This window comes from Pseudoalteromonas sp. MM17-2 (assembly GCF_022347945.1).
Classification (GTDB): domain Bacteria; phylum Pseudomonadota; class Gammaproteobacteria; order Enterobacterales; family Alteromonadaceae; genus Pseudoalteromonas; species Pseudoalteromonas ruthenica.
In genome coordinates this window covers 218,821-243,211 of the sequence record NZ_JAKRFV010000004.1, presented here as the reverse complement: position 1 = coordinate 243,211, position 24,391 = coordinate 218,821, and the positions used below count along the sequence as shown (strand labels likewise).

Genomic DNA, 24,391 nt, shown 5'->3' with positions numbered 1-24,391 from the left:
GTATGAAGTCGTCTTTGAAGCAGCTATGGTCTGCCCGTACTTTTATCGATAATCGGTATATCTTAGATGCAGACCGTAATCTTGTTGAAAGTAATACTAACAAGCCACTGCTGTGCATCGGTCAGGCGTGCGCACTAAGTAGAGATTTATTTTGGGCGACATCAAAAAACTACCCGCGTTCTGCTGTTAATGAACTGGTCAATATTCTAAAAGCAGAAAAAGCGACCTTGCCACCCATGGAAGGCGCTTTTTTATGGCGATTCAGTCAGTGGACAAGTAAAGAGTTCACCATTGATTACTTTGTAGTGCCGACACAAACCCTCGAATTGATCCCACAAGACGTTAAGTTTTTGATTCCACACTACCCGAGTGAGCAGGGCGCGACTGCCTTGTTGGATTTGACCCACAGTGATACACAAGAACAAATTGCAGCGGCTTTTAGCGAATATAAACTGCATGACGTGATTGGTTTGACATATGATGCTGCGGGAGAGAAAAGCAAAGCAACTCAACGCTTATCAACAAAGTCTTTGATTATCGGTTGCGCTGCGGTTATCGCATTAACACTGGCGTCGGTGACGGGGTATTTACAATGGTCGTTACAATCGCTTGAGCAGCAGCAAGCAGCCAATCAGGTGAAAATCGACGAAGTACTTAGCAAGCGAAATGACTTTGAGCGCAAGGTGACCTCTTATTCTGAGCTTGGCGAGTTTCTTAAGAAGAGCCCTAACGTACTGGCCAAACTTAGTCACCTCAACCTTGAAGGTGAGGATGTAATCTTGGAACGCGTTGTAGTTAGCACCAATGGAGTTCAAGTGTCAGGTAGCACTAAAAGCTCAGCGACAAATTTGTTGCAGCAAGTCATCGCCTCGGAACAAGTGAAAGAGGCTAAGTTTTCACGCCCAGTGGTAAAACAGAACTCTGGCGTAGAGTCGTTCACGATTGAGGTGTATTGGTTATGAGCGATTCTAACAGCGCGATTAAAAAGTGGGGTATTGCAGCTATAGCGGTGCTACTGGCTTTGGAGTTTGCCGTGTTTCCGTGGCTAGATTGGCTTGATGATGTTCATCGCCAGCGCCAATCAGCGAGCGAATTTGTTGCTAAACAAGAGCAAACGCTTGCCAGTGCAACTCAGGTTGCTGAAAAAGAACAGCAACTAGAACAGCTTGAAAAACTGATCGGGAACCTACCACAAGTAGGTGAGAAGGATGACCCGGCGTTATTATGGCTAAAAGTAGTGGATGCAGCGGTAGAGAAAACAGGTGTCAAAGTGAATAACAAGTCACCCTCGCGCAGCGTACCTATCAATGACGACTTTGCTGCTTACACAGGGCGAATAAATGTCAATGGCGATTACTCACATGTATTAAGTTTGTTGGATGAACTGGAAAATATCGAGGCGGGTAATCGGGTTCGCCAAGTGTCATTTTTTCAGCGTAAAGCCACACTTGGTAAAGTGACCGCCAATATCGAATTTATTAGAGTGTACAAAACGCCATGAGAAATTTATTAATTTTTGCCGCTGTTATTATCGGCTTAGTTTGGTGGGCGTCACAATATCTGATAAATTTTGGCGCTCAAGCTAACGACAAAGAGCTGTCGATGCTGGAGCTCAATCCAGAGTTACTGCAAAGTGAAGAGCTCGATGTGGAACAATTAGCGAATACGCTCGGGGTTGAATACGAGCCTATTGTTGCAGAACAAATTAGTGAACCAGAGTTTAAGGACTTACGTGTTAGCTTAGTGGCCATCTATAAAAGTGGTGAGCAGCAACAAGCTCGCGTGAGGGTCTCCGATGGTGATACGCAAACTATGTTTAACCTCAGCGCAGGTGAGCAGCTCGAACATTTTACCGTTGTCGAGATCAAACCGACACAGGTGTTATTTGAACATGACCAAGAGTCATTTGTTGTGAAAATGTATAAGTCAGCCTCTATTCGTGTGCAGAATTCAAAAGAAGGTGGAGAAGTAAATAATGGCGTTTAAGCCCATCAGAAATGCTAGTTTTCTTATGTTGATAGCACTGCTATATGGTTGTGCTAGTCATCAAGGAACAGACCTTCGCTCAAAAAAGTTACGTGTTGAAAAGTCGATAATTAACGGTGAGCGCGATAGCAAAGAAAAGACTCGCAGTGAACAGCAACAAACTCAAGAAGAGGCACTGTTTCGCTCTGAAAGTGTCGATGATTGGGGTGGTATAACCAAGCTCGAGGAAACAGCTCAAGAGGCGCCAGAGCTTAGTGGCGAACCTATTTCATTCAGCACTGATGAAATGATAGCGAAAGAGTTTATTGCTAAGACTTTCGGTGAGCTATTGGGAATTAATTATGTTTTAGCTCCTGAACTGGCGGCTTCCCAAGACACCATTACTCTGAATATCTCAGATAAACTTGAACGCCCGGAATTTTACAATGTGGTGATAAAAACACTGCAGGAGAGCGGCATTTCTAGTTATCGCAAAGACAACATCCTGTACTTCTCTCCTGCCAAAGGCAGCGATAAGAAAAACGCTATTGCACTTGGTATTGGGAACAGTGAAGAAGATATCCCGCAAGTAGCCGGTGCCATTACCCATATTGTTCCTTACGTATTTAGTAGCAGCCGTAATGTAAGTAATATTCTTAGCAAGTTGTCGACTGCGAAAGTGACAGTCAATTCACTGCAAAAGCTGATTATTTTAGAGGGTGAACGCACGGAAGTGGTACGCGCTCTGAAAATTATCAACATGCTTGATGTGCCAAGAGCCTATGGTCGTGAAATACGGCTCTTCGAATTTGCCCATATTGCCCCTGAAGAAGGCGTTGAGCAGATTAAAGAACTTCTTGAACAAGATGGTTTACGAGTTGGTAGCAGTGATGGTGATGTGTCTTTTGTATCGTTAGCGCGTATTAACTCCTTTGTTGCTTACGCATCAAATGAGCAAACCATTGAGCGTATCGCTTATTGGGCTAAGAAAATCGATGCTCCATTGGCAGGCGATGAACGCCAGTACTTTGTTTATAAGCCAAAGTATGCCAAAGCAGAGGATATGCTCGAGTCAATGCAGCACCTACTACAAAATAACACCACAGGGGCTCCACGTTCACGAGCAAATGAGCAGCAAAGTGACAACGCCTCAGGGCGCTCGACCAGTGGCACCTCGGCGGAGCAATCGCTACGCTTTAGCTTAGATAAACAGCAAAACGCGCTGATATTCTATACCACTAAGGATGAGTACCGCTTAGTTGAGAATTTACTAGAGAAAATGGACGTATTGCCGGGGCAGGTGATTTTAGATGTAACTATTTTAGAAGTCACTTTGACCGATGAAATGTCCTCTGGTATTGATTGGCTTTATAAAAATACAGGGATGGGCGATGAAGTCGCATCACTGAACTTAACGTCAAGCACCGGCTCACTAGTGGGGAGTGTGATCTCTGGGAACTGGCAAGCTAATTTGCAATGGAAAGACTCTCAAGACGATGCCAGGGTGATCTCTCGCCCTTACTTCATCGTTCGTGACGGTGAATCGGCAACGATTAGTTCTGGTGACCAAATACCTATTATTACGCAAACAGTTGAGAATATTGGAGACAATAGCTCTGTGTCGAACTCAGTTCAGTATCGTTCGACGGGTGTAAATGTTTCCATAACGCCTATTATCAACTCTCAAGGAGTCGTTACATTATCTGTTTCGATGTCTGTAAGTGATGGTAAACCGAACGAATTAGGCGGTACGTCTTCACCGACGATTACCAACCGTTCGATCAGTACTGAAGTGCTCTCAGCAGATGGGCAAACTATTGCCTTAGGTGGACTTATTCAAGAACGTAAAAGCGATAAGGAAAACGGCGTACCCGTTCTAGGTGATATACCTGTTTTCGGTAACTTATTTCGCAGTAAGGTGGATAGCCTATCACGCACAGAATTAGTGATGCTGATCACAACGAAAGTAGTCAAGAGCTCCTCTGAAGTTGACGAATTTAGCGAAGCTATTTCTGAACTCTACAGCACACCTATTATTATTAAGTAATCACCGCAATAACGCCTGAAGCCGTGTTTCAGGCGTTATTGCCAATGCGCCTATTGTTAGGTACAACCTTTCCTCTTTAGCAAACGCCTTCTATGCTTGTTCATGTCTGATAAGTGCAGTTGTCGGCATTCTGATACTCTATATACAGTAATACACTGATTTACATTGTGTTTTAAACAATAGTTTCTTTTGATAACAACAAGATAACAAAAATTAGCAAAAAGCTATGTCATAATTGGCATCCATGGTGCTGTGAATAAAAATGAGACAGCCAAAGTTAATCTTAGTTTTGATACAAAAGTAGTGCGAAATGACGGTAAATTGTTGCATCCGTCAACAACAACGCTGTTTATAGCTGGAGTAATACTACTGTAATGCTGTACAATATCGCGGTTTTGAATATCGACACTTGGTCTTGGGTAAGGAGTATCTTTTTAACATGACCGTTCAGGAAGCAGGGGAGTACCATCAATCTGCAGATAGCGCAGGTTTAGATGGTTTGTTCAAGGCTATCTGGCGAGGTAAATGGATCATTATTGCTACCACTTTTATCGCCGCAGTTCTCGCCGTAGTTTACGCTATCAGTTTGCCCAATATTTATAAGAGTGATGTGCTCTTGGCTCCGGCAGAAGAAAATACCGGTGGCGGAATGAGTGCATTAGCTGGCCAGTTCGGTGGGTTAGCAACTTTGGCTGGCATGAATTTAGACAGTGGCGGTACTGATAAAACGACCATTGCTCTTGAAGTGTTACAGAGCAAAAGTTTTATTGGTGATTTTGTCGAAAAAAATAATTTAAAAGCCACTTTAATGGCGACAAAAGGTTGGGACCGAAGTACCGATACACTTATCTATAATGAGAAAATGTACGATCCTGACTCAAAAACATGGTTAAGAGAGCTCTCTGCACCGCTTACACCTGAGCCAAGCTTACTCGAAGTACATGACCATTTTATTAAAAATAATTTGGTGGTAGAGCAAGATAAAATATCCGGGTTGGTGAGAGTGTTGGTTAAACATTACTCCCCCTCGGTTGCGAAGGATTTAGTTGAAAAACTTGTGAATTCTTTAAATAAGACGATGCGAACCAAGGATATCACTGAAGCTCAAAATAGTATCGATTATCTCAATGGAGCGTTAGAGGACACTAAGATCGCGGATATGCGCACAGTGTTCTATCAATTGATTGAAAAGCAGCAGCAAACAAAAATGTTGGCGAGCGTTCGCGCTGAGTATGTATTTAAAGTGATAGATCCCGCCGTTGTCGAAGAGAAAAAATATGAACCGAAGCGACCACTCATTGTGGTCTTGCTTGCGATTTTAGGCGGCTTAATAGGTGTTGTCATTTCGCTTGTACGGTATTTCAAGGATTAATAGTATGGTTGGGATTAGTACTTTGCTGCTAAGCAGCACGCTTGTGTCATTTTTATCATTGATGACATTTAAGCGTTTGGCTGCGACTTTAGGTCTGCTTGATAGACCTTGCACGAGAAAACGCCATGATGGTCATGTTCCCCTCGTTGGCGGAATGAGTATCTTTTTGGCTATTTGTGTGTCGGTGACAATGTTTGTCAGCAACAGCCAAAGTATCAATTTGTTTTTGATAGCCTCATCGCTGATGGTGTTTATTGGCGTGCTTGATGATAAGTATGACTTGTCAGTGCGCTCGCGACTGATTGGGCAATTCTTAATCTCTTCGATTCTTATTTTTGGTGTTGATCGGTATATATCAAGCCTTGGGAATCTGTTCGGTTTAGGAGAGGTTTACCTAGGATTGGCTGGTATCCCTATTACTTTCGTAGCGATTATCGCTGCGATTAATGCCTTTAACATGGTAGATGGTATAGACGGCCTGTTGGGGAGCTGCGCTATCGTAGCCTTTGCTGGGCTAAGTTACAGCTTTTATCAATCGGGTGATGTGACTTACTTTTATATCTGTGTTGGCGTCATAGCGGCGATAGCGCCTTTCTTGCTGGCTAACTTTGGTATTTACCCATTCCAGAAAAAGAAAATATTCATGGGCGATGCTGGCTCCATGTTTATTGGCCTCGCTGTCGTTTGGTTCTTGGTTTTAGGGACTCAGCCACATAATGATGGGGTTACCGCCTCGTTTAAGCCGGTACTTGCTTTGTATATAGTTGGCTTTCCGCTAATGGACATGGTGGCTGTTATTATTCGTCGTTTAAAAAATAAAAAGTCACCGATGAAGCCAGGGCGAGATCATGCCCATCACATTCTAATGCACTGTGGGTTCTCGAATAAGCAAGTGCTAGCCTTGTTGGTTACCTTTTATTCGTTACTTTTGGTCAGCGGCTTTTTATTGTCTAACTTTGTTAGTGATTTAGCGTTATTTGGTGTGTTTTTAACAGTATTCATTGGTTACCTGTTCGCTTTCCAAGTATTTGACAAAGCGGGCGAGCAACAAGCATGAGTCAATAACCGAGAAAAAGTAGCGTCCCCCTTGGTGCTGTTTTAGTTGAAGCTGAGTCAATCTCAGCTTTTACTGTTTTAAGGGCTAGCTGATATGGGACTTTTTGCCTTGAATAAGCGGTGATACGGATTAGATGTTAGAAAAGAAAACGCTATTTAGCGTGGTATATAGTTTTATTGAGCAGCTCGCCCGGCGTGGTATCTCAGTACTGGTTACACTGGTACTGGCTTACTTTCTTACGCCAGATGAATATGGGCTAGTGGCTATGATGGCGCTATTTCTGACGCTCGGACAGACGCTTATGGAGTCTGGGTTTCGCTCTGCTCTCATTCGAAAAGAACACCTTACCCAAGCAGACACAAACACTGCCTTCTTTGCCAACTTGTGCTTTGCGTTGGTGGTGGTCGTGGTGCTGTATTTGTGCGCGCCATGGGTTGCGGATTTTTATGAACGGCCTGAATTGGTGTTGATGATTAGAGTCAGTTCGCTACTTTTAATCTTCAATTCGTTGCATGTTGTCCAGATGGCTATGTTGTCTCGGAATATGCAGTTTAACCGTATTTTGAAAGCCAATTTTCCAGCGCTAGTGATCTCTGGAGCAAGTGCGGTCGCTCTTGCTTATCTGGGGTTTGGCGTATGGGCGTTGATTGCACAAATGTTACTGAGTGCAATTTTGATTGCTGCATTTTTATGGTGGCAAAGTGAGTGGCGTCCAAGCGCTGATTTTTCTTGGCAATCCCTACAGGAAATTTATAACTACGGTTATAAAATTCTACTCTCAAGTTTACTAGACACTTTTTATAAGAACTTCACTATTATGGTCGTTGCTAAAGTGCTTAGTGCCGCCGTGGCAGGGTTATACTTCTTTGCCGATAGGGTTAGAGAGTTGCTGATATCACAGCTTATTACGTCGATTCAGACCGTTACCTTCCCAGCACTTTCCTCGATCCAAGGTGATAATGAGCGGTTGAAAAGAGGCTATCAACGGATCATGTCGATCATGACTTTTATTGTGTTTCCTGTGTTAGTGACTCTATGTGCTTTAGCAAGTCTAGTATTCGAGGTGTTACTCCCCGCTAAATGGCTGCCTGCGGTACCCTATCTACAAATAATGTGTATTACTAGCATGATGATTCCATTGATTTCAATCAACGTTAACATTATGAAGGTGAAAGGTCGTAGTGACTGGTTTTTATATTTGGAACTGAGCAAGGTTGTACTTGGCTTGGTGGCTTTATATGTGACTTATGAGCATGGTGTAATTGCTATTCTGTTTGGTCAACTTGCTAGCCAGTATGTGGTTTATTTTCCCAGTGTCCTGTTTGCTAATCGTTTGGTGAATTATCCGCTGTTGGAGCAGTTATCTGATTTCCTACCCAACTTAATCATTGCCACGATCACCGGGGTGAGTGTGTGGGCAGCGCAATATTATTTGTCTTTGAATGCGTTGTTAGAGCTCATTGTATTGGGTTGTGCGGCTGTCGCTATTTATGTAGTGCTAGCTATGGTGTTTAGGTTAAAAGCTGGCGTACAGACGTTAGAAATGCTCAATAAAGCAAAGCGCACGTAATAGAGGTTATAAGTTGAAAAAGTTTTTACTCGTTAACGAAAATGGGTCCGATAATATTGGTGACCACGCGATAAATGAAGGGTTAAAAGAGTTATTAACTGAGTCTGATTGTCAGTTTAATAGCGAGCCTTTTTCTACGACGCATGTGCATCAGGCGCCAGTAAATACAACGACGCCATCTATGCCATTATCGCAGAAGTTGCGTAAATTGCTGTTTAGCTTTAAGCCTTTCTATCTGCTTATGTGGTTATTAAAGCATAAAGGCAGGATAAAACAGGCCTGTAGCAAGGATTATGACGGAATTATTATTGGCGGTGGTCAATTGATTCTCTCAGGTGCCTCATTTCCACCTGCTTTGTATGCTTGGGCAAGGTATGCGCGCAAGAGAAAAATCCCTTTATATTTATTAGGGGTAGGCTGCGGCGAACACTTTTACGCAAGTGAGGCATGGCTTATAAAGCAAGCGTTACAGTGCGCTGAAAAGATTTACGTACGCGAGTACCAGTCGGTTACTAAGTTAAAGCAACACTTTGATGTCGAAGCGAGCTTTTGCCCCGATTTAGCTTTTGGGTTGCAGCCATTGGCCAGTGATAATGAGCGTAAGAATATCCTAGTTGGGATGACTGACTTTGCTGTGTACACGCGCTACTGCCATGAGGTTGATACGCCAAAAATAGCAAATTACAAAGACTATTTGGATACGTGGTACAACCAAGTCATATCGATGTACCAACCAGGTATGACTATCGTTTTAGCGTCAACTACGTTGAGTGATGCGCAGTGCAACCGTGATTTATATCAACTACTGAACAATAGTACGCTAAAAGATAATATACGTTTAATTGATGGGGTATTGCCTTTGGCAGACTATCGCGTCGAATTGTCTCGTGCGAAAACGGTATATTCCGCACGAATGCACTCGCTTATTTTGGGGAAAATAGAAGGGGCGACTATTGAACCTTGGGTTATTTCTAAAAAAATAGAAAACTTTCTTGGCTTGTACACACAGCAAAATGCAGCTGAATTAAAGCTGCAATTACGTGAAGTAACTAAGTTGCTTGGGGCTGAGAGTGAGTAAGTCAGCCCAAGTGTTTATGTTGAGTCATGAGCAACCTCCTATGCTGGGAGGAGCCGGTGTTGTTGCGCACACAGTGTACACGGGTCTTCAGGCTCAGGGAGTGAACATAAAAAAAAGCGCAGCAGCCGTAAGCTTTAGTCCTTTCATTGCCCGCGTTATTGGTTTTTTCTATGCAATTTATGCGCTTTGCTCTGATGTGATCATTTTAAATGATTTGTATTACAAGAAAGTCTGGCTCACTCTGTTTAAGGGCCGATGCTGTAAGCGCTGCATTATCTATCTCCATGGCTCTGAACCTGAGTTTTTACTCAATGACAGTCGTTACCATCGCGCATTTATACGAATGTGTGTGAGCGCCAAAAAGGTTGTTGCTGTGTCTGATTATATGCAACACAAGCTCTTGGACTGCATTACAGACGAGAATGACAAAGCGGCGGTTACCAATAACATTCAGGTTGTCCGCAATGGCATTGATACAAACTGCTTTGCTCTGCAATCAGCTAAAGACATGACTCGCCCTTTTACTTTTATTACCGCCAGCCGAGTAGTTAAAGAAAAAGGTTTTAGCGAAGTTGCTCATGAGCTTGCAAAACTAAAACAGCAAGGTGAGCAGTTTCAATGGCATATTGCTGGTGATGGCCCGTATCTCCAAGAGCTTAAAGAGCAGGTGCGAGCTTTGGGGTTAACGTCACAGGTACAATTCCTTGGCCGGCTTAGTCAAACTCAGTTAGCTGATGCATTTAATCAGGCGGACGTATTTGTTTTACTCTCAAACCTACAAGAATCACTTGGCTTGGTGTTTATGGAAGCTAGTAGCAGTGGTTGTTGGTCGATTGGTTATAACCGATATGGTGCGAAAGAAGCTATCTTGCCTGGCGAAACAGGGCAGTTGATAAACGCGCCAAGTGAGCTTGCAGATGCTGTATTTAATTTTCGCCGTGACCACAATGTCACGAGAGCGACAATCAGTGCGAAAGCGCAGACATGCTTCAGCTCCAATGCTGCAGTAGCTCAATTGCGCGATATGATTTTAGGAACGAAATAATGAACGTAGTATTCTATCTTGATGACTTGTTTGGCGGTGGCGTTCAACGACGTACAATGCGACTCTTACAGGGTATCAAAGATAACGACCACAATGATGAACTAAATGTGCACCTGATTGTGAACCAACCTGGCGGTGAAAATAAAGCCATGGTCCCTACACAGGTCTCTTATCATACGCTAAATGGTGTTACGGGAAGTCAACATACTAAAGCTTTGGGTGAAATGTTAACCGCATTGCGCCCGGATATAGTGGTATGCTGTATGGGACAGCAGTTTATTCAGGCCCTCAAGCATAAAGCATCCCTACCTAAAGCCTGTCGTTGGTATGTTATTCAAGCTGTTCCTGTGAAACTCATCGCTTATAGCTGGCTAAGGAATAAAATTCGCGAGATAGGGATTAAAAAGTTTTACCCTAAAGCCGATAAGGTTTTATGTGTGTCTGATGATGTGCGGGCCACGGTGGCTCAGTTAAGTTCAAGTTTAGACGAACTAGCTCATACTATTTATAATCCCGTTGTTTCAGAGAATTTACTAACACTGTCTCAAGAACCCGTAGAGCACCCTTTTTTCGACTCTGGTAACATAGTGTTAGTTGCCGCTGGACGCTTAAATGTGCAAAAGGACTACGGTACTATGCTTGATGCCTTTGCTTTGCTGACAGCTAAGTATCCAGAGCGATCGTTTAAATTGCTGATCTTAGGTGATGGTGAGTTGAGAGAGCAGGTGAGTTCGCAAATTCAGCGTCTAGGTATCGATGACAACGTGGATTTGGTCGGCTTTACTGATAATCCTTATAAATACATTAGCCGGGCTGACTTATTTGTTATGTCCTCATTGTGGGAGGGGCTTCCCAACGCCATGATCGAGTCTTTAGCTATTGGCAAACCGGTAGTCTCAACAGACTGTGTTGCTGGACCACGGGAAATTCTCCTTGATGGCTCATTAGGGACATTGGTTCCTATGCAAGACCCGCAAGCTTTTGCTGATGGCATCATCTCTGAGTTGCAACAAAGTAGGGACAAGCAGGCTTTGCAAGCGAGAGGATGGGAGTTTAGCGTTAATAATGCAGCCAATAAGTACATTAAACTATTTAAAGATGCCAAGCTGTGAGTATTATTGATTTTCTTAAGAAAAACTATGTAGATATACCTGAGCTTATCGCCAATGATAAGCTTGAATCTGGGGCGTATATTTATTTAAACCCTTTTAACTATTTCTATCTGCGTGAGCAACTAGGAACCATAAAAGACTGTAAATATAGCTCAGATGGGTTCTATCTAGTGTCCATTCTCAATGCGTTTCTGCCAACAGATTTTAAGTTCCGCCGACAGTCTTTCGATATGACCTCTTTGGCGCCGCTGGTCTTTGAGCATGCGCAAAAAAAAGGGTTGAGTGTTTTTGTCGCTGGGGGCAAGCCCGGTGAACCGGAAGTTTTTAGAAGGAAGATGACGGCTCATTACCCTCATGTTCAGTGGGCCGGACAAGTAGATGGTTTCAAGGACGACGAAGAAATTATACATGCTGTAACCAACTCGCAGGCTGATATTGTTTTGCTTGGACTTGGAAACATAAAACAGGAGCGCGTTGCTGTTTCACTCCATAAACAACACCAAGCCGTTTACTTTACTTGTGGCGCGTTTGTATCGCAGACCGCTTCAGCAAAAGACCTGAAGTACTATCCAGACTGGATTAATAAGTACAATTTACGCTGGCTTTATCGTTTTTTTAAAGAGTCACACGTAATTAAGCGGGTAGTGAAGTACTATCTCGCTTTTTTGGTTTTATTCTTTAAGGACTTGAAACGTGGTTGAGAAAATGAAAAAGCAGAATGTATTCTTTATTGCTTTTATTTTCTCGCTGATCGCTTTTTTTCCGACCTTTTTAGGTGGGATGTCTTTGGGTGCAGGACAAAAAATACTGTATGTTCTTTACCCATTCTTACTGGGTTTCTTTATTCTCGGGTATCGGAAAATAGAGTTTCCCTACTTCTGTGCTTTTTTATTTAGCTTATTTTTTATTTTCTACCTCACTGTCGTTAGTAAGCTAGGTTTTATCAATGTGCAAATAGCAGCATCACACTTTCGCTACATGGCTTATTTTATGGTGTTCCTATTTACCTTCAATATAGCTAAGCGTTATGCACTGCGCTTAGCAGAGCTGCGAAAAGCATTACTCTATGTGTTGTTATTGGTATTTGTTTTTATTGTCGCGCAGTTTGTAGTACCTGATCTTATTCTTAGTATAGGCATCACCAACAGAACGACTCAGGGGAACGTGGGGCTAACTATTGGCGGCCCATTTATTTGGTCCTACTCGCTAGGGTTTTGTATATTACCAATCTTTTTCATTATCCTGGCATCTATATTTAATGGAGTAGGTGGCTTTAAAGCGTACCTTTTGCTTTGCTTAACCTCTCTCGTGGTATTAGCTGGCCAATCGAAAGCTTCGTATCTCGCATACGCGATTAATTTTCTGGTAGCAGTCCCATTTGCTTACAAGTACGGCATCAGAAACAAAGTAAATGGTGTAGTGTTCTTTTTGACTATACTTTTCGCGGTCTTGGTGACTTATGTAATTTATAACCTCGAAGAGTTTGGTAATATTTATCGCTTCATCAATGGAATCACAGGTCAAGGAAGTGATGCATCTACTCAGGCGAGGCTAAACCAATTGGCTTTCATATCACACACGCTTGAGCAAAATTTGCTTTTAGGGTATCCCATCCAGCCAATAGTCATTGAAAATGGTTACGGTTACTACTTATACAATTATGGGGTGGTGGGGTTATTACTTTATTTAACGTTGCTCACCTCTTTAGTGTTTTGTGCTGTCAGATTTGTCGTTCGTGCACACCAGCATTTGAGCCAGTTCTCCAGCAGTGATAGAACAGTTCTATTCGGTTATCTAGCGATGGCTATTGGTGGTTCAATTTATTCTTTAGCTAGCTCGCCATTAGATGGACACAAAGATGCCTATTTCTTTTGGACGTTAACAGGACTGGTATTTGGTTGTTTCCAAAATCATATTAAGTCCACTGGTCGAACCCAAAAACAGAATCTTCCATATCAAAAAGTAGAGATATAGAAAATGAAAATTACAGTAGTAGGGGCAGGGTACGTAGGTATCTCAAATGCCGTTTTACTCGCTCAGCACAACGACGTTATTGCTTTTGATGTGGATGAGCATAAAGTCGCGATGCTTAATGAAAGAAAATCACCTATTGAGGATGCGCATGTCAGCGAGTTTCTGCAGCAGCGTGAACTTAAGCTGACCGCAACGAGCGATAAAAACCAAGCTTTTGCTGATGCGCAGTATGTCATTATCGCAACGCCTACAGACTATGATCCGCAGACAAATTACTTTAATACAGAAACAGTTGAGACTGTTATCCGCGAAGTTCAATTGATTAATCCAAGTGCTGTGATGGTGATTAAGTCAACTGTACCTGTTGGTTATACTAGTAGAATTATTGAGCAGTTCAACTGTCCTAATTTAATGTTTTCGCCAGAGTTTCTTCGTGAGGGTAAGGCCCTTTACGATAATTTGCATCCTTCGAGAATTATTGTTGGTGAACGCAGCCAAAGAGCCAAAGAGTTTGCCGACTTACTGGCGCAAGGTGCCGAAAAGAAAGATATTCCAACTTTATTTACTGATGCAACAGAAGCAGAAGCGGTTAAGTTATTCTCAAATACTTATTTAGCTATGCGAGTCGCTTATTTCAATGAGCTAGACTCATACGCAGAAGCGCACGGCTTGGATAGCCGACAAATAATAGAAGGGGTTGGCTTGGACCCAAGAATTGGGGATCACTATAATAACCCTTCTTTTGGCTATGGTGGTTACTGTTTACCTAAAGATACTAAGCAATTATTGGCCAACTATAAAGATGTGCCAAACAACCTCATTCGTGCGATTGTTGACGCTAACACAACCAGGAAAGACTTTATAGCTGATGCAATACTAAGCCGTAAGCCTAGTGTTATAGGCATTTATCGATTAATAATGAAGTCGGGGTCTGACAACTTTAGGGCGTCATCTATCCAAGGAATTATGAAGCGTTTAAAAGCTAAAGGAGTCGAGGTGATTGTTTATGAACCGGTATTAACTGAGCAAGAGTTTTTCGGTTCAAAGGTCTATGAAAGTCTTGCAGCATTTAAGGCTCAAAGTGACGTTATTGTTGCTAATAGAGTAGTTGACGAAATCAGGGACGTAGAGGAAAAAATTTACACTCGGGACCTGTTTGGTTCTGATTAAGAGGAAAGAGTAATGAAGTATTTAGTGACTGGCGCTGCTGGTTTTATAGGTAGTGCAGTGGTAGAGAGCCTTACAGCTCAAGGACACAATGTCGTCGGTATCGACAACCTTAACGATTATTATGATGTCTCCTTGAAAAATGCCCGCTTAGAACGTATTAACCATGCTGCTTTTGAGTTTATAGAGCTGGATATAAGTGAGCGGGATACAACACTCGCGCTGTTTCAACAGCACCGTTTTGATCGAGTGATTCACTTAGCCGCCCAAGCGGGTGTGCGCTACTCTATTGAAAATCCCCATGCTTATGCTGACTCTAACTTGGTGGGCCATTTAAATATTTTAGAAGGGTGTAGAGAGACTAAAGTAGGACACCTTATCTATGCTTCCTCTAGCTCGGTATATGGCTTGAATCAAAAAGTACCGTTTAGTACTTCGGACTCTGTTGATCACCCTGTATCCTTATACGCAGCGACCAAGAAATCGAATGAATTAATGGCGCATAGCTATTCTCATTTATATCAAATACCAACGACAGGCCTGCGTTTCTTTACCGTGTATGGTTCTTGGGGGCGCCCAGATATGGCTCCTCACATTTTCACTAAGAAAATACTTGCCGGAGATACCATAGATATTAATAACCATGGCGATATGTGGCGTGATTTTACTCACATAGATGATATTGTAGAGGGAGTCGTACGTATTGCCGATGTTATCCCTCAAAGTAATGATAGTTGGACCGTTGAAAGTGGCTCTCCGGCTTCTAGTTCAGCTCCTTACGCGGTATATAACATTGGCCATGGCCAACCGATAAACTTAATGGACTTTGTTAAAGCGATTGAGTCAGAGCTTGGGTTGGAAGCAAAGAAAAACTTCCGAGGTATGCAACCTGGTGATGTATATCGAACTTATGCAGATACAGCCGACTTGTTTACGGCCACAGGTTATAAACCAAAAGTTTCTGTAGCCGAAGGCGTCGCAGAGTTGGTGGCGTGGTTTAAAGATTACTACAAAGTATAAAGAAGGATTCATATGAAAGCCGTCATCCCCGTAGCAGGTTTGGGCACCCGTATGTTACCGGCAACGAAAGCCATTCCAAAAGAAATGTTGCCGTTGGTAGACAAGCCGCTTATTCAATATATCGTCAATGAATGTGTGCGTGCAGGAATTAAAGAAATAGTCTTAGTTACGCATTCATCAAAAAACGCCATCGAAAACCATTTTGACACCAGCTTTGAGCTAGAAGCGACGCTCGAAAAGCGTGTTAAGCGCCAACTCTTGGATGAAGTGCGCTCAATTTGCCCCGAAGATGTAACTGTTATGCACGTACGTCAAGGTGAAGCAAAAGGCTTAGGCCATGCCATTATGTGTGCTGAGCCAGTCGTAGGTGATGCGCCTTTTACTGTTATTCTTCCGGATGTCATCTTAGACGAATACAGTGCCGACCAAACCAGTGAAAACTTGGCGGCAATGATTGCCCGTTTTAAGGATACGCAAACCAGTCAAATTATGCTTGAGGCTGTAGCGCAACAAGACGTTAGTAAGTACGGTATTGCTGATATTAATGGCGAGCAAATTGAACCTGGTCAGAGTGCAGTCATCAAGTCTATGGTAGAAAAGCCTAAAGTCGAAGACGCACCGTCTAATCTCGCAGTTGTAGGTCGCTATGTACTGTCTCACAATATTTGGCCATTGCTAAGAAAGACACCTATTGGTGCCGGTGGTGAAATACAATTGACCGATGCCATTGATATGCTGATAGCTCAAGAGGCGGTCGAGGCATTTCGCATGAGTGGCATTTCTCATGACTGTGGCGACAAGTTAGGATATTTAAAGGCGTTTGTACGCTATGCCCAGCAACACCCTGAGTTAGGTGCGGACTTCTCGGAACACCTCAAGAGTATTTAAAGCGAAGGAGTTAAAATGGCAATTTTAGTGACAGGTGGTGCCGGCTACATTGGTTCTCACACCGTGTTGGAACTGTTAAATCAAGGAAGTGAGGTGGTGGTTTTTGATAACCTGAGTAACGCCTCCAGAGAGTCGCTACGTCGCGTTGAAGCGCTCGCCGACAAGCCTGTCACCTTTGTGAAAGGTGATGTGTGTGATAAAGGTGCACTTGATAGCGTATTTAAGAACCATGATATTGATAGCGTTGTGCACTTCGCGGGCTTGAAAGCTGTGGGTGAATCTGTTGCTAAGCCTACGCTGTATTACCAAAATAACGTACAAGGTTCATTGACGTTAATTTCAGCCATGCGCGATGCTGGTGTGTTTTCTTTAGTATTCAGCTCATCGGCGACCGTTTATGGTGACCCTGAGACTCTGCCCATTAAGGAATCGGCACCAGTGGGAGGGACGACCAACCCATACGGCACGTCAAAGTTAATGGTTGAACAAATCATGCAGGATGTGGCGCAATCGGATGAGCGTTGGCGTTTCGCTATTTTACGTTATTTTAATCCGGTGGGTGCGCACCATAGCGGGCAAATAGGTGAAGACCCCAATGGTATTCCAAACAATTTGCTGCCTTATATTTCTCAAGTGGCGGTAGGTAAGCTCAAGCAACTGGCAGTTTTTGGTGACGACTACAACACCAAAGATGGCACCGGGGTGCGTGATTATATCCATGTCGTTGATCTTGCTATTGGCCACCTAAAAGCATTGGATTGGCTTAGCCTGCATAGCGGTGTGCACATCTATAACTTGGGTACAGGTAATGGCTACTCGGTTCTGGAAATGGTCAAAGCGTTTGAGCAAGCCGCCGATAAAGCTGTGCCATACGAAATTGCACCACGGCGCGATGGTGATATTGCTGCCTGTTACGCCAGCGCTCAAAAAGCCGCTGATGAGCTTGGCTGGCATGCACAGAGAGGTATCGAGCAGATGATGCAAGATACGTGGCGCTGGCAAAGCAAAAACCCGGATGGGTATCAAGATTAATTAAAGAAGGAGCGTTTAGCTCCTTTTTTATCGACACCCACAACCGGTGTGTGATTTTTTGTAGGCAAGGCTTCAGCCTTGCGCAGGTATTAGGTTTATCTGGATTGTCTGACCTACAACGGGTGTGTGATTAGGTTGTTGTAGGCAAGGCTTTTAGCCTTGCGCAGGTATCTGTATCCAGACAGTCAGGCTAAAGCCTGAACCACAACTGGTGTGTGGTTTGGCTGTTGTAGGCAAGGCTTTTAGCCTTGCACAGGTCTTAGGTGTAGCTAGGTAGTCAGGCTAAAGCCCAACCTTCAACCGGTGTGTGGTTTGATTATTGTAGGCAAGGCTTCAGCCTTGCACAGGTATCAGGTGTATCCCGACAGTCAGGCTAAAGCCTGACCCACAACGGCTGTGTAGCTTGGTTGTTGTAGGCAAGGCTTAGCCTTGCATAGGTATCAGGTGTAACTAGACAGTCAGGCTAAAGCCCGACCTACAACGGGTGTATGGTTTTTTGTAGGCAAGGCTTCAGCCTTGCACAGGTATTAGGTGTAGCTAGACAGTCAGGCTAAAGCCTGACCTACAACAGATGTATAGTTTGATTGTTGTAGGCAAGGCTTCAGCCTTGCTCAGGTCTTAGGTGTAGCTAGGTAGTCAGGCTAAAGCCGACCTACAACCGCTGTAGGTTGGTTTTTGTAGGCAAGGCTTCAGCCTTGCGCAGGCATTAGGTGGCTATTTCTACCTTGGTTTGCTGCGCAAGCTTACTTCTGAGCTGTTCTGCCAGCGCTTGTTTGGCCTCATTATCGCCATGAACAATTTTAATATGCTGAGGTTTTTTACGCATGCCGGTAACAAAGCGTATCAGCCCAGCCTGATCGGCGTGTGCACTGTAACCACTGATGGTGTGGATATGTGCATTGATATCAATGTGTTGGTCATTTAGCTCAACATAGCCACCTTGCGGGCCATATTTTTGAATAGCTCGCCCTGGCGTGCCTGCACCTTGGTAGCCAACAAAAATGACATCGGTCGTGGGCTCTGGTAAAAACGCAACGAGGTAGTTAACGATACGCCCGCCACTGCACATGCCGCTAGCAGCAATGACAATTGCGGGCTTTTGTCTTTGCTTAAGATATTGTAGTAGCTGCACATGCTGTTGGTGAGTATCTATTGTCACTATATTATCGAAATCGAGAGGGTGGCGACCTTTAGCCACTCTTGCTTTGGCTTCTTTATCCCATAATGACTTAAAGCGCCGATACTCTCGGGTGAAATTGGCTGCCATGGGAGAGTCAATAATCACTTCGATATCTTGCCAGAAAGAGTGCTTTTTGGCGCTGTGTATAATCTGCTCAAGCTCGTATAGTAATTCCTGTGTGCGGCCAATGCTAAAGGCTGGAATAAGCACCACGCCGTTATCTGACACCGCGCGTTCAATCACGGCTTTAAGTTGCTGTGTACGTTGTTTTCGGTCATGATGGAGGCTATCGCCATAGGTGGACTCAATAACCAAAGTATCGGCCTTGTAGGGGGCTTTCGGCGCCGGTAGTAACGGAGTGTAAGGGGCTCCAAGATCGCCCGAGAACACCACGCGATGGCGGGTCTCGTTATGCGGCAAATCAATTTCCACATAGGCTGAACCAAGAGTATGGCCCGCGCGTTGCAGTCGAAAGCGACAATCGGTGTTGGGTAAATCATACCAGTGCTTAAAATCAACGCTCACCAATTGGCGTTTAAGCAAACGAATACAGGTGGCCACTAACTCTTGCTCTTGAGTGACACCAAGTTTGAGCGCATCTTCAATGACCAAAGGCAGTAATGCCGATGTCGCCTGTGAAGCATAAATAGGGCCTGTGAATCCCGCTGCAAGTAAATAAGGAAGGCGGCCGACATGATCAATATGACAGTGCGTGATGATAACCGCAGTCACGGCACTTATATCAAAGTCGATGGCCAAACTTGGCTTGGCCTCGGCACCCTGAAACAACCCACAATCTACCAGCACCGACTGAGCCTTACTCACCTGAAGTTCATGGCAAGAGCCAGTAACACCGTTTACCGCGCCATGATGGAGTATTTGCACCTCATCCATTGCTGATCATATCGCTTTTATTCGCTGCTTATGCCTTCACTGTAGCACTTAAGTGCCGAGAACATCAGCCCTTCAAGGTGCAAGGTTTTAGGTTTCAAATTTTTGCGTTTGTTGCTCTAGTTGCTCAGTGAGTGTACGCATGCTTTCGCTGGCCACATGCGCCTGTTTTGATACCTGCGCTGTGTTCGTGGCGGTATCAGAGATCACCACCACGCGATTTGCAGTATCTTCACCTGCCCCGAGCTGCTCTCTCGCGGCACTGGCTATTTCTTGGCTCATACCGGCTAGGGTACTCAACGACTGGGCGATATGCACTAACTCGGTGCGCACTCGTTGCGATTTACTCACGGTTTGTTCACTGGTCTCAATGCTCATTTGTACCGACTGTTTAGCCTCGCTGGTGGCACTTTGTAGATTAGTGATCATGCTGTGGATTTCTTCGGTGCTACTTTGGGTGCGCTGCGCGAGTTGCCTCACTTCATCCGCGACCACTGCAAAACCTCGGCCTTGCTCGCCCGCGCGAGCAGCTTCAATGGCCGCATTCAGCGCCAGTAGGTTTGTTTGTTCGGCAATACCTTGAATAACCCCGAGCACATTGGCGATATTATTGACTTCGTCATCGAGTAGCTGAATATTATTACCAGCGCTGTCAATTTGTTTCTCTAAAAGGGAAATGGTGTCAACAGCCTCCTCTGTCAACGCGTTCGCTGCTTGGCCTTGCTGCTCTGCTTCGCCAACGGCGTAAGCTGATTGCTCGGCAAGGTCGACCACACTTTGCGCTGAGGCCGTAAGCTGAGTAATCGCTGAGGCCACAATGGCCGTATCTTGCTGTAACGATTGCATTAAGCGCTCCAGCTCAACCGAGCGTTTATCGGAGTCTACGCTTTGCTGCTGTAAGGTGTCTGCGACTTCTTTTATGCCTGTTACCACTCCCTGCAATCCTTGTTGCATGTAGGCCATGCTACCGATAATGCTATCTTTGTTGTGTTCTTGATGGGCGATAGTATTGTTCAAACGCCCGCGTGATACTTGCGTTACGATATCTCTCACTGAGCTTAATTCAGCGCCTAAGGCATTGGTCAGTGCTAAACCAAACTTAGCTAAGGCGAGTGTGAGTAATACCGCGATGATAAGCGATAAACCGAGTAACCAGCTGGCGGTGCTCCAGTAACGCTGATCGACTTCTTTGTAGCTGATGCCGGTACCAATATACCAACCCCAACGAGGCGTTTTTTGTACAACTGAGGTTAAATCAACGACTTCACCATCGCGTTCAGAAGTCCAGTGATAGGTGATGATCTCACCCGTTTTGCTACCAACTAAGCGCTCCACCATGGCGCCAATGCTGTTGCCTTGGGCATCTTTGAAGTCATTAAAGCTGGTACCGTGCAATTGCGGATCATGCGGTGCGGCAACAAAGTTGAGATCGCTGCTGACTACATACACATACTCAGAGTCATGGTAAGTATTACTTTGTAATATGGTGCTGGCGTAAGCTTGTGCTTGCGCGTCACTAAGCTCACCCTGAGCCGCTAAGGTTTCGAGCTCCTCAACCACATTGACGGTGCTTTTCATCAGTTGATTAATACGGGCAATATTGTCGTTTTCACTGGCATGACGCAAGGCTTGCAAACCTAGCAAAGCGACGGCAATAAGGGCAATAAATAGGGTGACAGCAAAAGCAATAATTTTGCTTCGTAAAGAGAACGTTGCGAACACAGCAAGCTCCAAGTCGATAAGCGGTTTGTTACACTTATCACTTTTTCAGCGGCTTTTTAAGGCAAAAGCCGCAAAAACAGACTTTTTTCTGTTGAATTTTTTTTGAGTGTATGTTTGGTAGGTATGCTCAACAAAGGTTTATTTCATCTTCGCTTAAGGCTCGGTATTCCCCTGGGGCAAGCGCATCATCAAGAGTCACACCGGCTATGGCCTCTCGGTGCAGTGCGACCACCTCATTGCCAACGGCGGCTAGCATACGCTTCACCTGATGATATTTACCCTCAACAATATGCAAGCGAATTTGATAGGGGGCGAATACCTCAACTTTGGCTGGGCGAGTGAGTTCACGTTCGCCATGTAGCTGCACCCCTTGTTCAAGTTCATGCACCGCGTGTTCGGTAATAGGTTGCCCTAACTCCACCACATAGGTTTTGTATTTTTGCTTCTTTGGGCTAGTTATTTGATGTGTCCACTGACCATCGTTACTCAGCAGCACTAGGCCAGTGGTATCTATATCCAAACGCCCAGCAACATGCAATTCCTGCAAGTTGGGCTCATCCATTAAATCGAGCACCGTAGCATGTAAATCGTCACTATTAGCACATACATAGCCTTCGGGCTTATTAAGCATAAAGTAGCGCTTGCCCAAATAATGCAACTGTTCACCGTCTAGCGTAACCACGGTGTTCTCATCAATAGCGGTGTTTTGCTGTGTGGTCATCTCACCACCCACACATACCCGCTTGGCTTTGATCACGGCCTTGGTTTTGGTACGTGGTAACTGGGTAACGTGGCTAATGAACTTATCTAAACGGCAAGGAAACTTCATTGGGTCGGGGCTTTAATTTCGCTACAATGGCGCGAGTATAGCTTATGCGTCTCAGCGAAAACAGCCACCGTGAATAAAATCCTCTCACAGTACCAACAGCAAATTGATGCGCAAATACTTGCCGTTGATGACGCGCAACAACGGGCGGCCGAGGAGCTTGCCCGTTTAGCGCAGGAACTTGAGCAGCGCTCATCGTCTCAGCGCTTTTGGCGTCGTCCTAAAGTCACGACAGGGGTATATTTATATGGCCCCGTAGGGCGGGGCAAATCAATGCTGATGGACTTATTCTTCCAACATCTTAATAGTGATAAAAAGCAACGCTTACACTTTCATCACTTTGTGACTTTTGTACATCAACGCTTGGGGCAGTTGCAGGGGGTGAAGAATCCAATGCGTCAGTTGGCAAAAGAGTATGCCAGAAGTACCGATGTGCTGTGTTTTGATGAGTTCTTCGTAAGCGATATCGGTGACGCCATGATTATGGCTAGGCTATTCGAGGCTTTGTTTGCCCAAGGTATGGTCTTGGTAGCAACCAGTAATTGCCATCCGCAGCAATTGTATCGCAATGGGTTACAGCGAGCGCGCTTTGAACCTACTATCGCCTTAATTGAGGCACATTGCCATGTCTGTGATGTCAGCGGTGAGCAAGATTATCGGCTGCAAGGGTTTGCTGGCTTTCGTTACTACCTCGCCTATGGCCCAGAGGTGTTGAGTGGGCTGTTTAAGCAGCAACAACGCTGTTCTATTAAGCCTTGCATACGAGAGATAAACCGACGAAGCATGCATTTTATGGCTTATGCCAGCGATGCGGCCATGATTGATTTCTTTGCCTTGTGTGGCGATGGTCGCGCCAGTGCAGATTATATGGAGCTGGCCCAGCAACTGCAGGTGCTTTATGTGGACAAAGTCCCGGCTATGGGAGTCGCTATGCACAGCGCACATGTAGCCCAAGGCACAGAAGATGGTTACATCCGCGACCAGGCCCCACAGCGCCAGGCTCAGTATGACGATGAAGCGCGGCGCTTTATTGCTTTGGTTGATGAGTTTTATGATAACCATAAGTTGCTAATTATCACTGCGGAGGTGGAGCTAGAGTCGCTTTATCAAGGAGAGCGTTTAGCTTTTGAGTTTGCACGAACCCAGTCGCGCTTAATTGAAATGCAACGTTGGTCTTTACCAAGCCACTAATGTTGTAGGGCAGAGGTAGGCAAGGCTTTAGCTTTGCTCAGGTGTGAGGCCGGTTTCCATTGCCAGGCTAAAGCCCGACCTACAACGGGTGTGTAGTTGGTTGTTGTAGGCAAGGCTTTTAGCCTTGCGCGGGTGTGAGGCCGGTTTCCATTGTCAGGCTAAAGCCTGACCCACAACGGGTCTGTAGTTGGTTGTTGTAGGCAAGGCCTTTAGCCTTGCGCGGGTGTGAAGTCGATTTCGATTGCCAGGCTAAAGCCCGACCTACAACGGGTGTGTGGTTTAGTTTTTGTAGGCAAGGCTTTAGCCTTGCGCAGGTGTGAAGTCGATTTCGGTTGTCAGGCTAAAACCCGACCCACAACGGGTGTGTAGTTGGTTGTTGTAGGCAAGGCTTTAGCCTTGCGCAGGTGTGAGGCCGGTTTACATTGTCAGGCTAAAGCCCGACCTACAACGGATGTGCAGTTTGTTGTAGGCAAGGCCTTTAGCCTTGCGCGGGTTTGAGGTCGATTTCGATTGCCAGGCTAAAGCCCGACCTACAACGGGTGTGTGGTTTAGTTTTTGTAGGCAAGGCTTTAGCCTTGCGCAGATGTTAGGTCGATTTCGGTTGTCAGGCTAAAGCCTGACCTACAACCAAATTTTCTGTAGCTCTTGCCACTGCTTATCAAATTGGCCACTGGGTTTAATCGTGAAATTAGAGCGTACAAACTGATTCATTTTCCCTTCAACAAACGCTAGGAAAAGGTTCGCTAAGGTTCCCTCATCACTTGCAAAGGCCTTACCCTCACGCAATTTACGTTCACGTAAAACCTGTTTGAACTGGGTTTCTAGCTTTTCAAATAGACTCTGAATGCGTTCACGTAATCGTTCGTTTTCGCCTTGCAGTGCATCACCAGTGAGAATTCGAGTAATCCCAGGGTTCTTTTCTGCAAACGCTAACAGTAGCATCAAAATGTTGTAGACACGGCTTTGCGTTTCTTTCTCGTTCTCTAAGATTAAGTTAATGCGAGACAGCAAGGTGTCTTCAATAAACTCAATTAATCCCTCGAACATACGCGCTTTGCTAGGAAAGTGGCGATAGAGAGCTGCTTCTGAAACGCCTACTTCGGCGGCCAATTTGGCGGTAGTGATACGCTGACCGGGACTAGTTTCCAGCATTTGCGCGAGTGATTGTAAAATCTGCTCTTTACGGTTAGTGCGACGTGAGGCAGCCATGGCGTTCCTTTTTAACAACTTTGGTGGTCACTGACCTTTATTATG

Annotated in this window: 21 protein-coding genes; 17 read left to right on the top strand and 4 right to left on the bottom strand. The window is 44.8% G+C overall.

From position 1 onward, the window contains the following. The first annotated feature begins 2 nt into the window (after positions 1–2). From MHM93_RS05815 to galE, 16 genes are all read left to right on the top strand, one after another. On the top strand, positions 3–962 hold the full coding sequence (locus MHM93_RS05815) for a hypothetical protein (RefSeq protein WP_239448343.1): 960 nt from the start codon (positions 3–5) through the stop codon (positions 960–962). Further along, complete coding sequence (locus MHM93_RS05810; RefSeq protein WP_138548579.1) at positions 959–1,501, top strand: hypothetical protein; 543 nt, start codon at positions 959–961, stop codon at positions 1,499–1,501. Before MHM93_RS05815 ends, MHM93_RS05810 begins: the two co-directional genes overlap by 4 nt. Beyond that, positions 1,498–1,986: a hypothetical protein gene (locus MHM93_RS05805; RefSeq protein ID WP_239448342.1), complete on the top strand. Its 489-nt coding sequence runs from the start codon at positions 1,498–1,500 to the stop codon at positions 1,984–1,986. Before MHM93_RS05810 ends, MHM93_RS05805 begins: the two co-directional genes overlap by 4 nt. Further along, a complete protein-coding gene (locus MHM93_RS05800) occupies positions 1,976–4,012 on the top strand; it encodes a secretin N-terminal domain-containing protein (RefSeq protein WP_239448341.1) in 2,037 nt (678 codons plus the stop codon). The genes MHM93_RS05805 and MHM93_RS05800 overlap by 11 nt, the downstream gene beginning before the upstream one ends. Before the next feature lie 439 nt (positions 4,013–4,451). Then, positions 4,452–5,384, top strand: a complete 933-nt coding sequence (locus MHM93_RS05795; protein WP_239448340.1) for a Wzz/FepE/Etk N-terminal domain-containing protein — start codon at positions 4,452–4,454, stop codon at positions 5,382–5,384. 4 nt (positions 5,385–5,388) lie between these two features. Further along, positions 5,389–6,441 carry a UDP-N-acetylglucosamine--undecaprenyl-phosphate N-acetylglucosaminephosphotransferase gene (gene wecA / locus MHM93_RS05790; protein ID WP_239448339.1) on the top strand — a complete coding sequence of 351 codons (1,053 nt, stop codon included), beginning with the start codon at positions 5,389–5,391 and terminating at the stop codon, positions 6,439–6,441. A 133-nt stretch (positions 6,442–6,574) separates the two neighbouring features. Next, on the top strand, positions 6,575–8,011 hold the full coding sequence (locus tag MHM93_RS05785) for a lipopolysaccharide biosynthesis protein (protein WP_239408561.1): 1,437 nt from the start codon (positions 6,575–6,577) through the stop codon (positions 8,009–8,011). 13 nt (positions 8,012–8,024) lie between these two features. Continuing rightward, the gene (locus MHM93_RS05780; RefSeq protein ID WP_239448338.1) at positions 8,025–9,089 is read left to right on the top strand and encodes a polysaccharide pyruvyl transferase family protein; all 1,065 of its coding nucleotides are present in this window, start codon (positions 8,025–8,027) and stop codon (positions 9,087–9,089) included. Beyond that, entirely contained in the window at positions 9,082–10,134 is a 1,053-nt protein-coding gene (locus MHM93_RS19435; protein ID WP_239448337.1) for a glycosyltransferase family 4 protein, read from the top strand. Before MHM93_RS05780 ends, MHM93_RS19435 begins: the two co-directional genes overlap by 8 nt. Then, positions 10,134–11,246 (top strand): glycosyltransferase, encoded by a 1,113-nt coding sequence (locus MHM93_RS05770; protein ID WP_239448336.1) that lies wholly within the window; start codon positions 10,134–10,136, stop codon positions 11,244–11,246. Before MHM93_RS19435 ends, MHM93_RS05770 begins: the two co-directional genes overlap by 1 nt. After that, positions 11,243–11,947 (top strand): WecB/TagA/CpsF family glycosyltransferase, encoded by a 705-nt coding sequence (locus tag MHM93_RS05765; protein ID WP_239448335.1) that lies wholly within the window; start codon positions 11,243–11,245, stop codon positions 11,945–11,947. Before MHM93_RS05770 ends, MHM93_RS05765 begins: the two co-directional genes overlap by 4 nt. Further along, positions 11,940–13,220 (top strand): hypothetical protein, encoded by a 1,281-nt coding sequence (locus MHM93_RS05760; protein WP_138548569.1) that lies wholly within the window; start codon positions 11,940–11,942, stop codon positions 13,218–13,220. Before MHM93_RS05765 ends, MHM93_RS05760 begins: the two co-directional genes overlap by 8 nt. A gap of 3 nt (positions 13,221–13,223) precedes the next feature. Then, positions 13,224–14,390: a nucleotide sugar dehydrogenase gene (locus MHM93_RS05755; protein ID WP_138548568.1), complete on the top strand. Its 1,167-nt coding sequence runs from the start codon at positions 13,224–13,226 to the stop codon at positions 14,388–14,390. Positions 14,391–14,402: 12 nt separating this feature from the next. Further along, positions 14,403–15,407 (top strand): NAD-dependent epimerase, encoded by a 1,005-nt coding sequence (locus MHM93_RS05750; protein ID WP_239448334.1) that lies wholly within the window; start codon positions 14,403–14,405, stop codon positions 15,405–15,407. Positions 15,408–15,419: 12 nt separating this feature from the next. Further along, a complete protein-coding gene (gene galU / locus MHM93_RS05745; RefSeq protein WP_239448333.1) occupies positions 15,420–16,295 on the top strand; it encodes a UTP--glucose-1-phosphate uridylyltransferase GalU in 876 nt (291 codons plus the stop codon). A 15-nt stretch (positions 16,296–16,310) separates the two neighbouring features. After that, positions 16,311–17,327: a UDP-glucose 4-epimerase GalE gene (galE, locus tag MHM93_RS05740; protein WP_239448332.1), complete on the top strand. Its 1,017-nt coding sequence runs from the start codon at positions 16,311–16,313 to the stop codon at positions 17,325–17,327. Between the two features lie 706 nt (positions 17,328–18,033). Here the strand turns inward: galE and MHM93_RS05735 are convergent. From MHM93_RS05735 to rsuA, 3 genes are all read right to left on the bottom strand, one after another. Beyond that, positions 18,034–19,392: an MBL fold metallo-hydrolase gene (locus MHM93_RS05735; RefSeq protein ID WP_239448354.1), complete on the bottom strand. Its 1,359-nt coding sequence runs from the start codon at positions 19,390–19,392 to the stop codon at positions 18,034–18,036. A gap of 96 nt (positions 19,393–19,488) precedes the next feature. Then, positions 19,489–21,120: a methyl-accepting chemotaxis protein gene (locus MHM93_RS05730; protein WP_239448331.1), complete on the bottom strand. Its 1,632-nt coding sequence runs from the start codon at positions 21,118–21,120 to the stop codon at positions 19,489–19,491. A gap of 127 nt (positions 21,121–21,247) precedes the next feature. Further along, positions 21,248–21,949 (bottom strand): 16S rRNA pseudouridine(516) synthase RsuA, encoded by a 702-nt coding sequence (gene rsuA, locus MHM93_RS05725; protein ID WP_239448330.1) that lies wholly within the window; start codon positions 21,947–21,949, stop codon positions 21,248–21,250. A gap of 69 nt (positions 21,950–22,018) precedes the next feature. Here rsuA and zapE point away from each other — a divergent pair, with 69 nt between their 5' ends. Next, a complete protein-coding gene (zapE, locus tag MHM93_RS05720; RefSeq protein ID WP_239448329.1) occupies positions 22,019–23,137 on the top strand; it encodes a cell division protein ZapE in 1,119 nt (372 codons plus the stop codon). A gap of 621 nt (positions 23,138–23,758) precedes the next feature. Here the strand turns inward: zapE and slmA are convergent. Further along, a complete protein-coding gene (gene slmA / locus MHM93_RS05715) occupies positions 23,759–24,346 on the bottom strand; it encodes a nucleoid occlusion factor SlmA (RefSeq protein WP_022946032.1) in 588 nt (195 codons plus the stop codon). Positions 24,347–24,391: the final 45 nt, after the last annotated feature.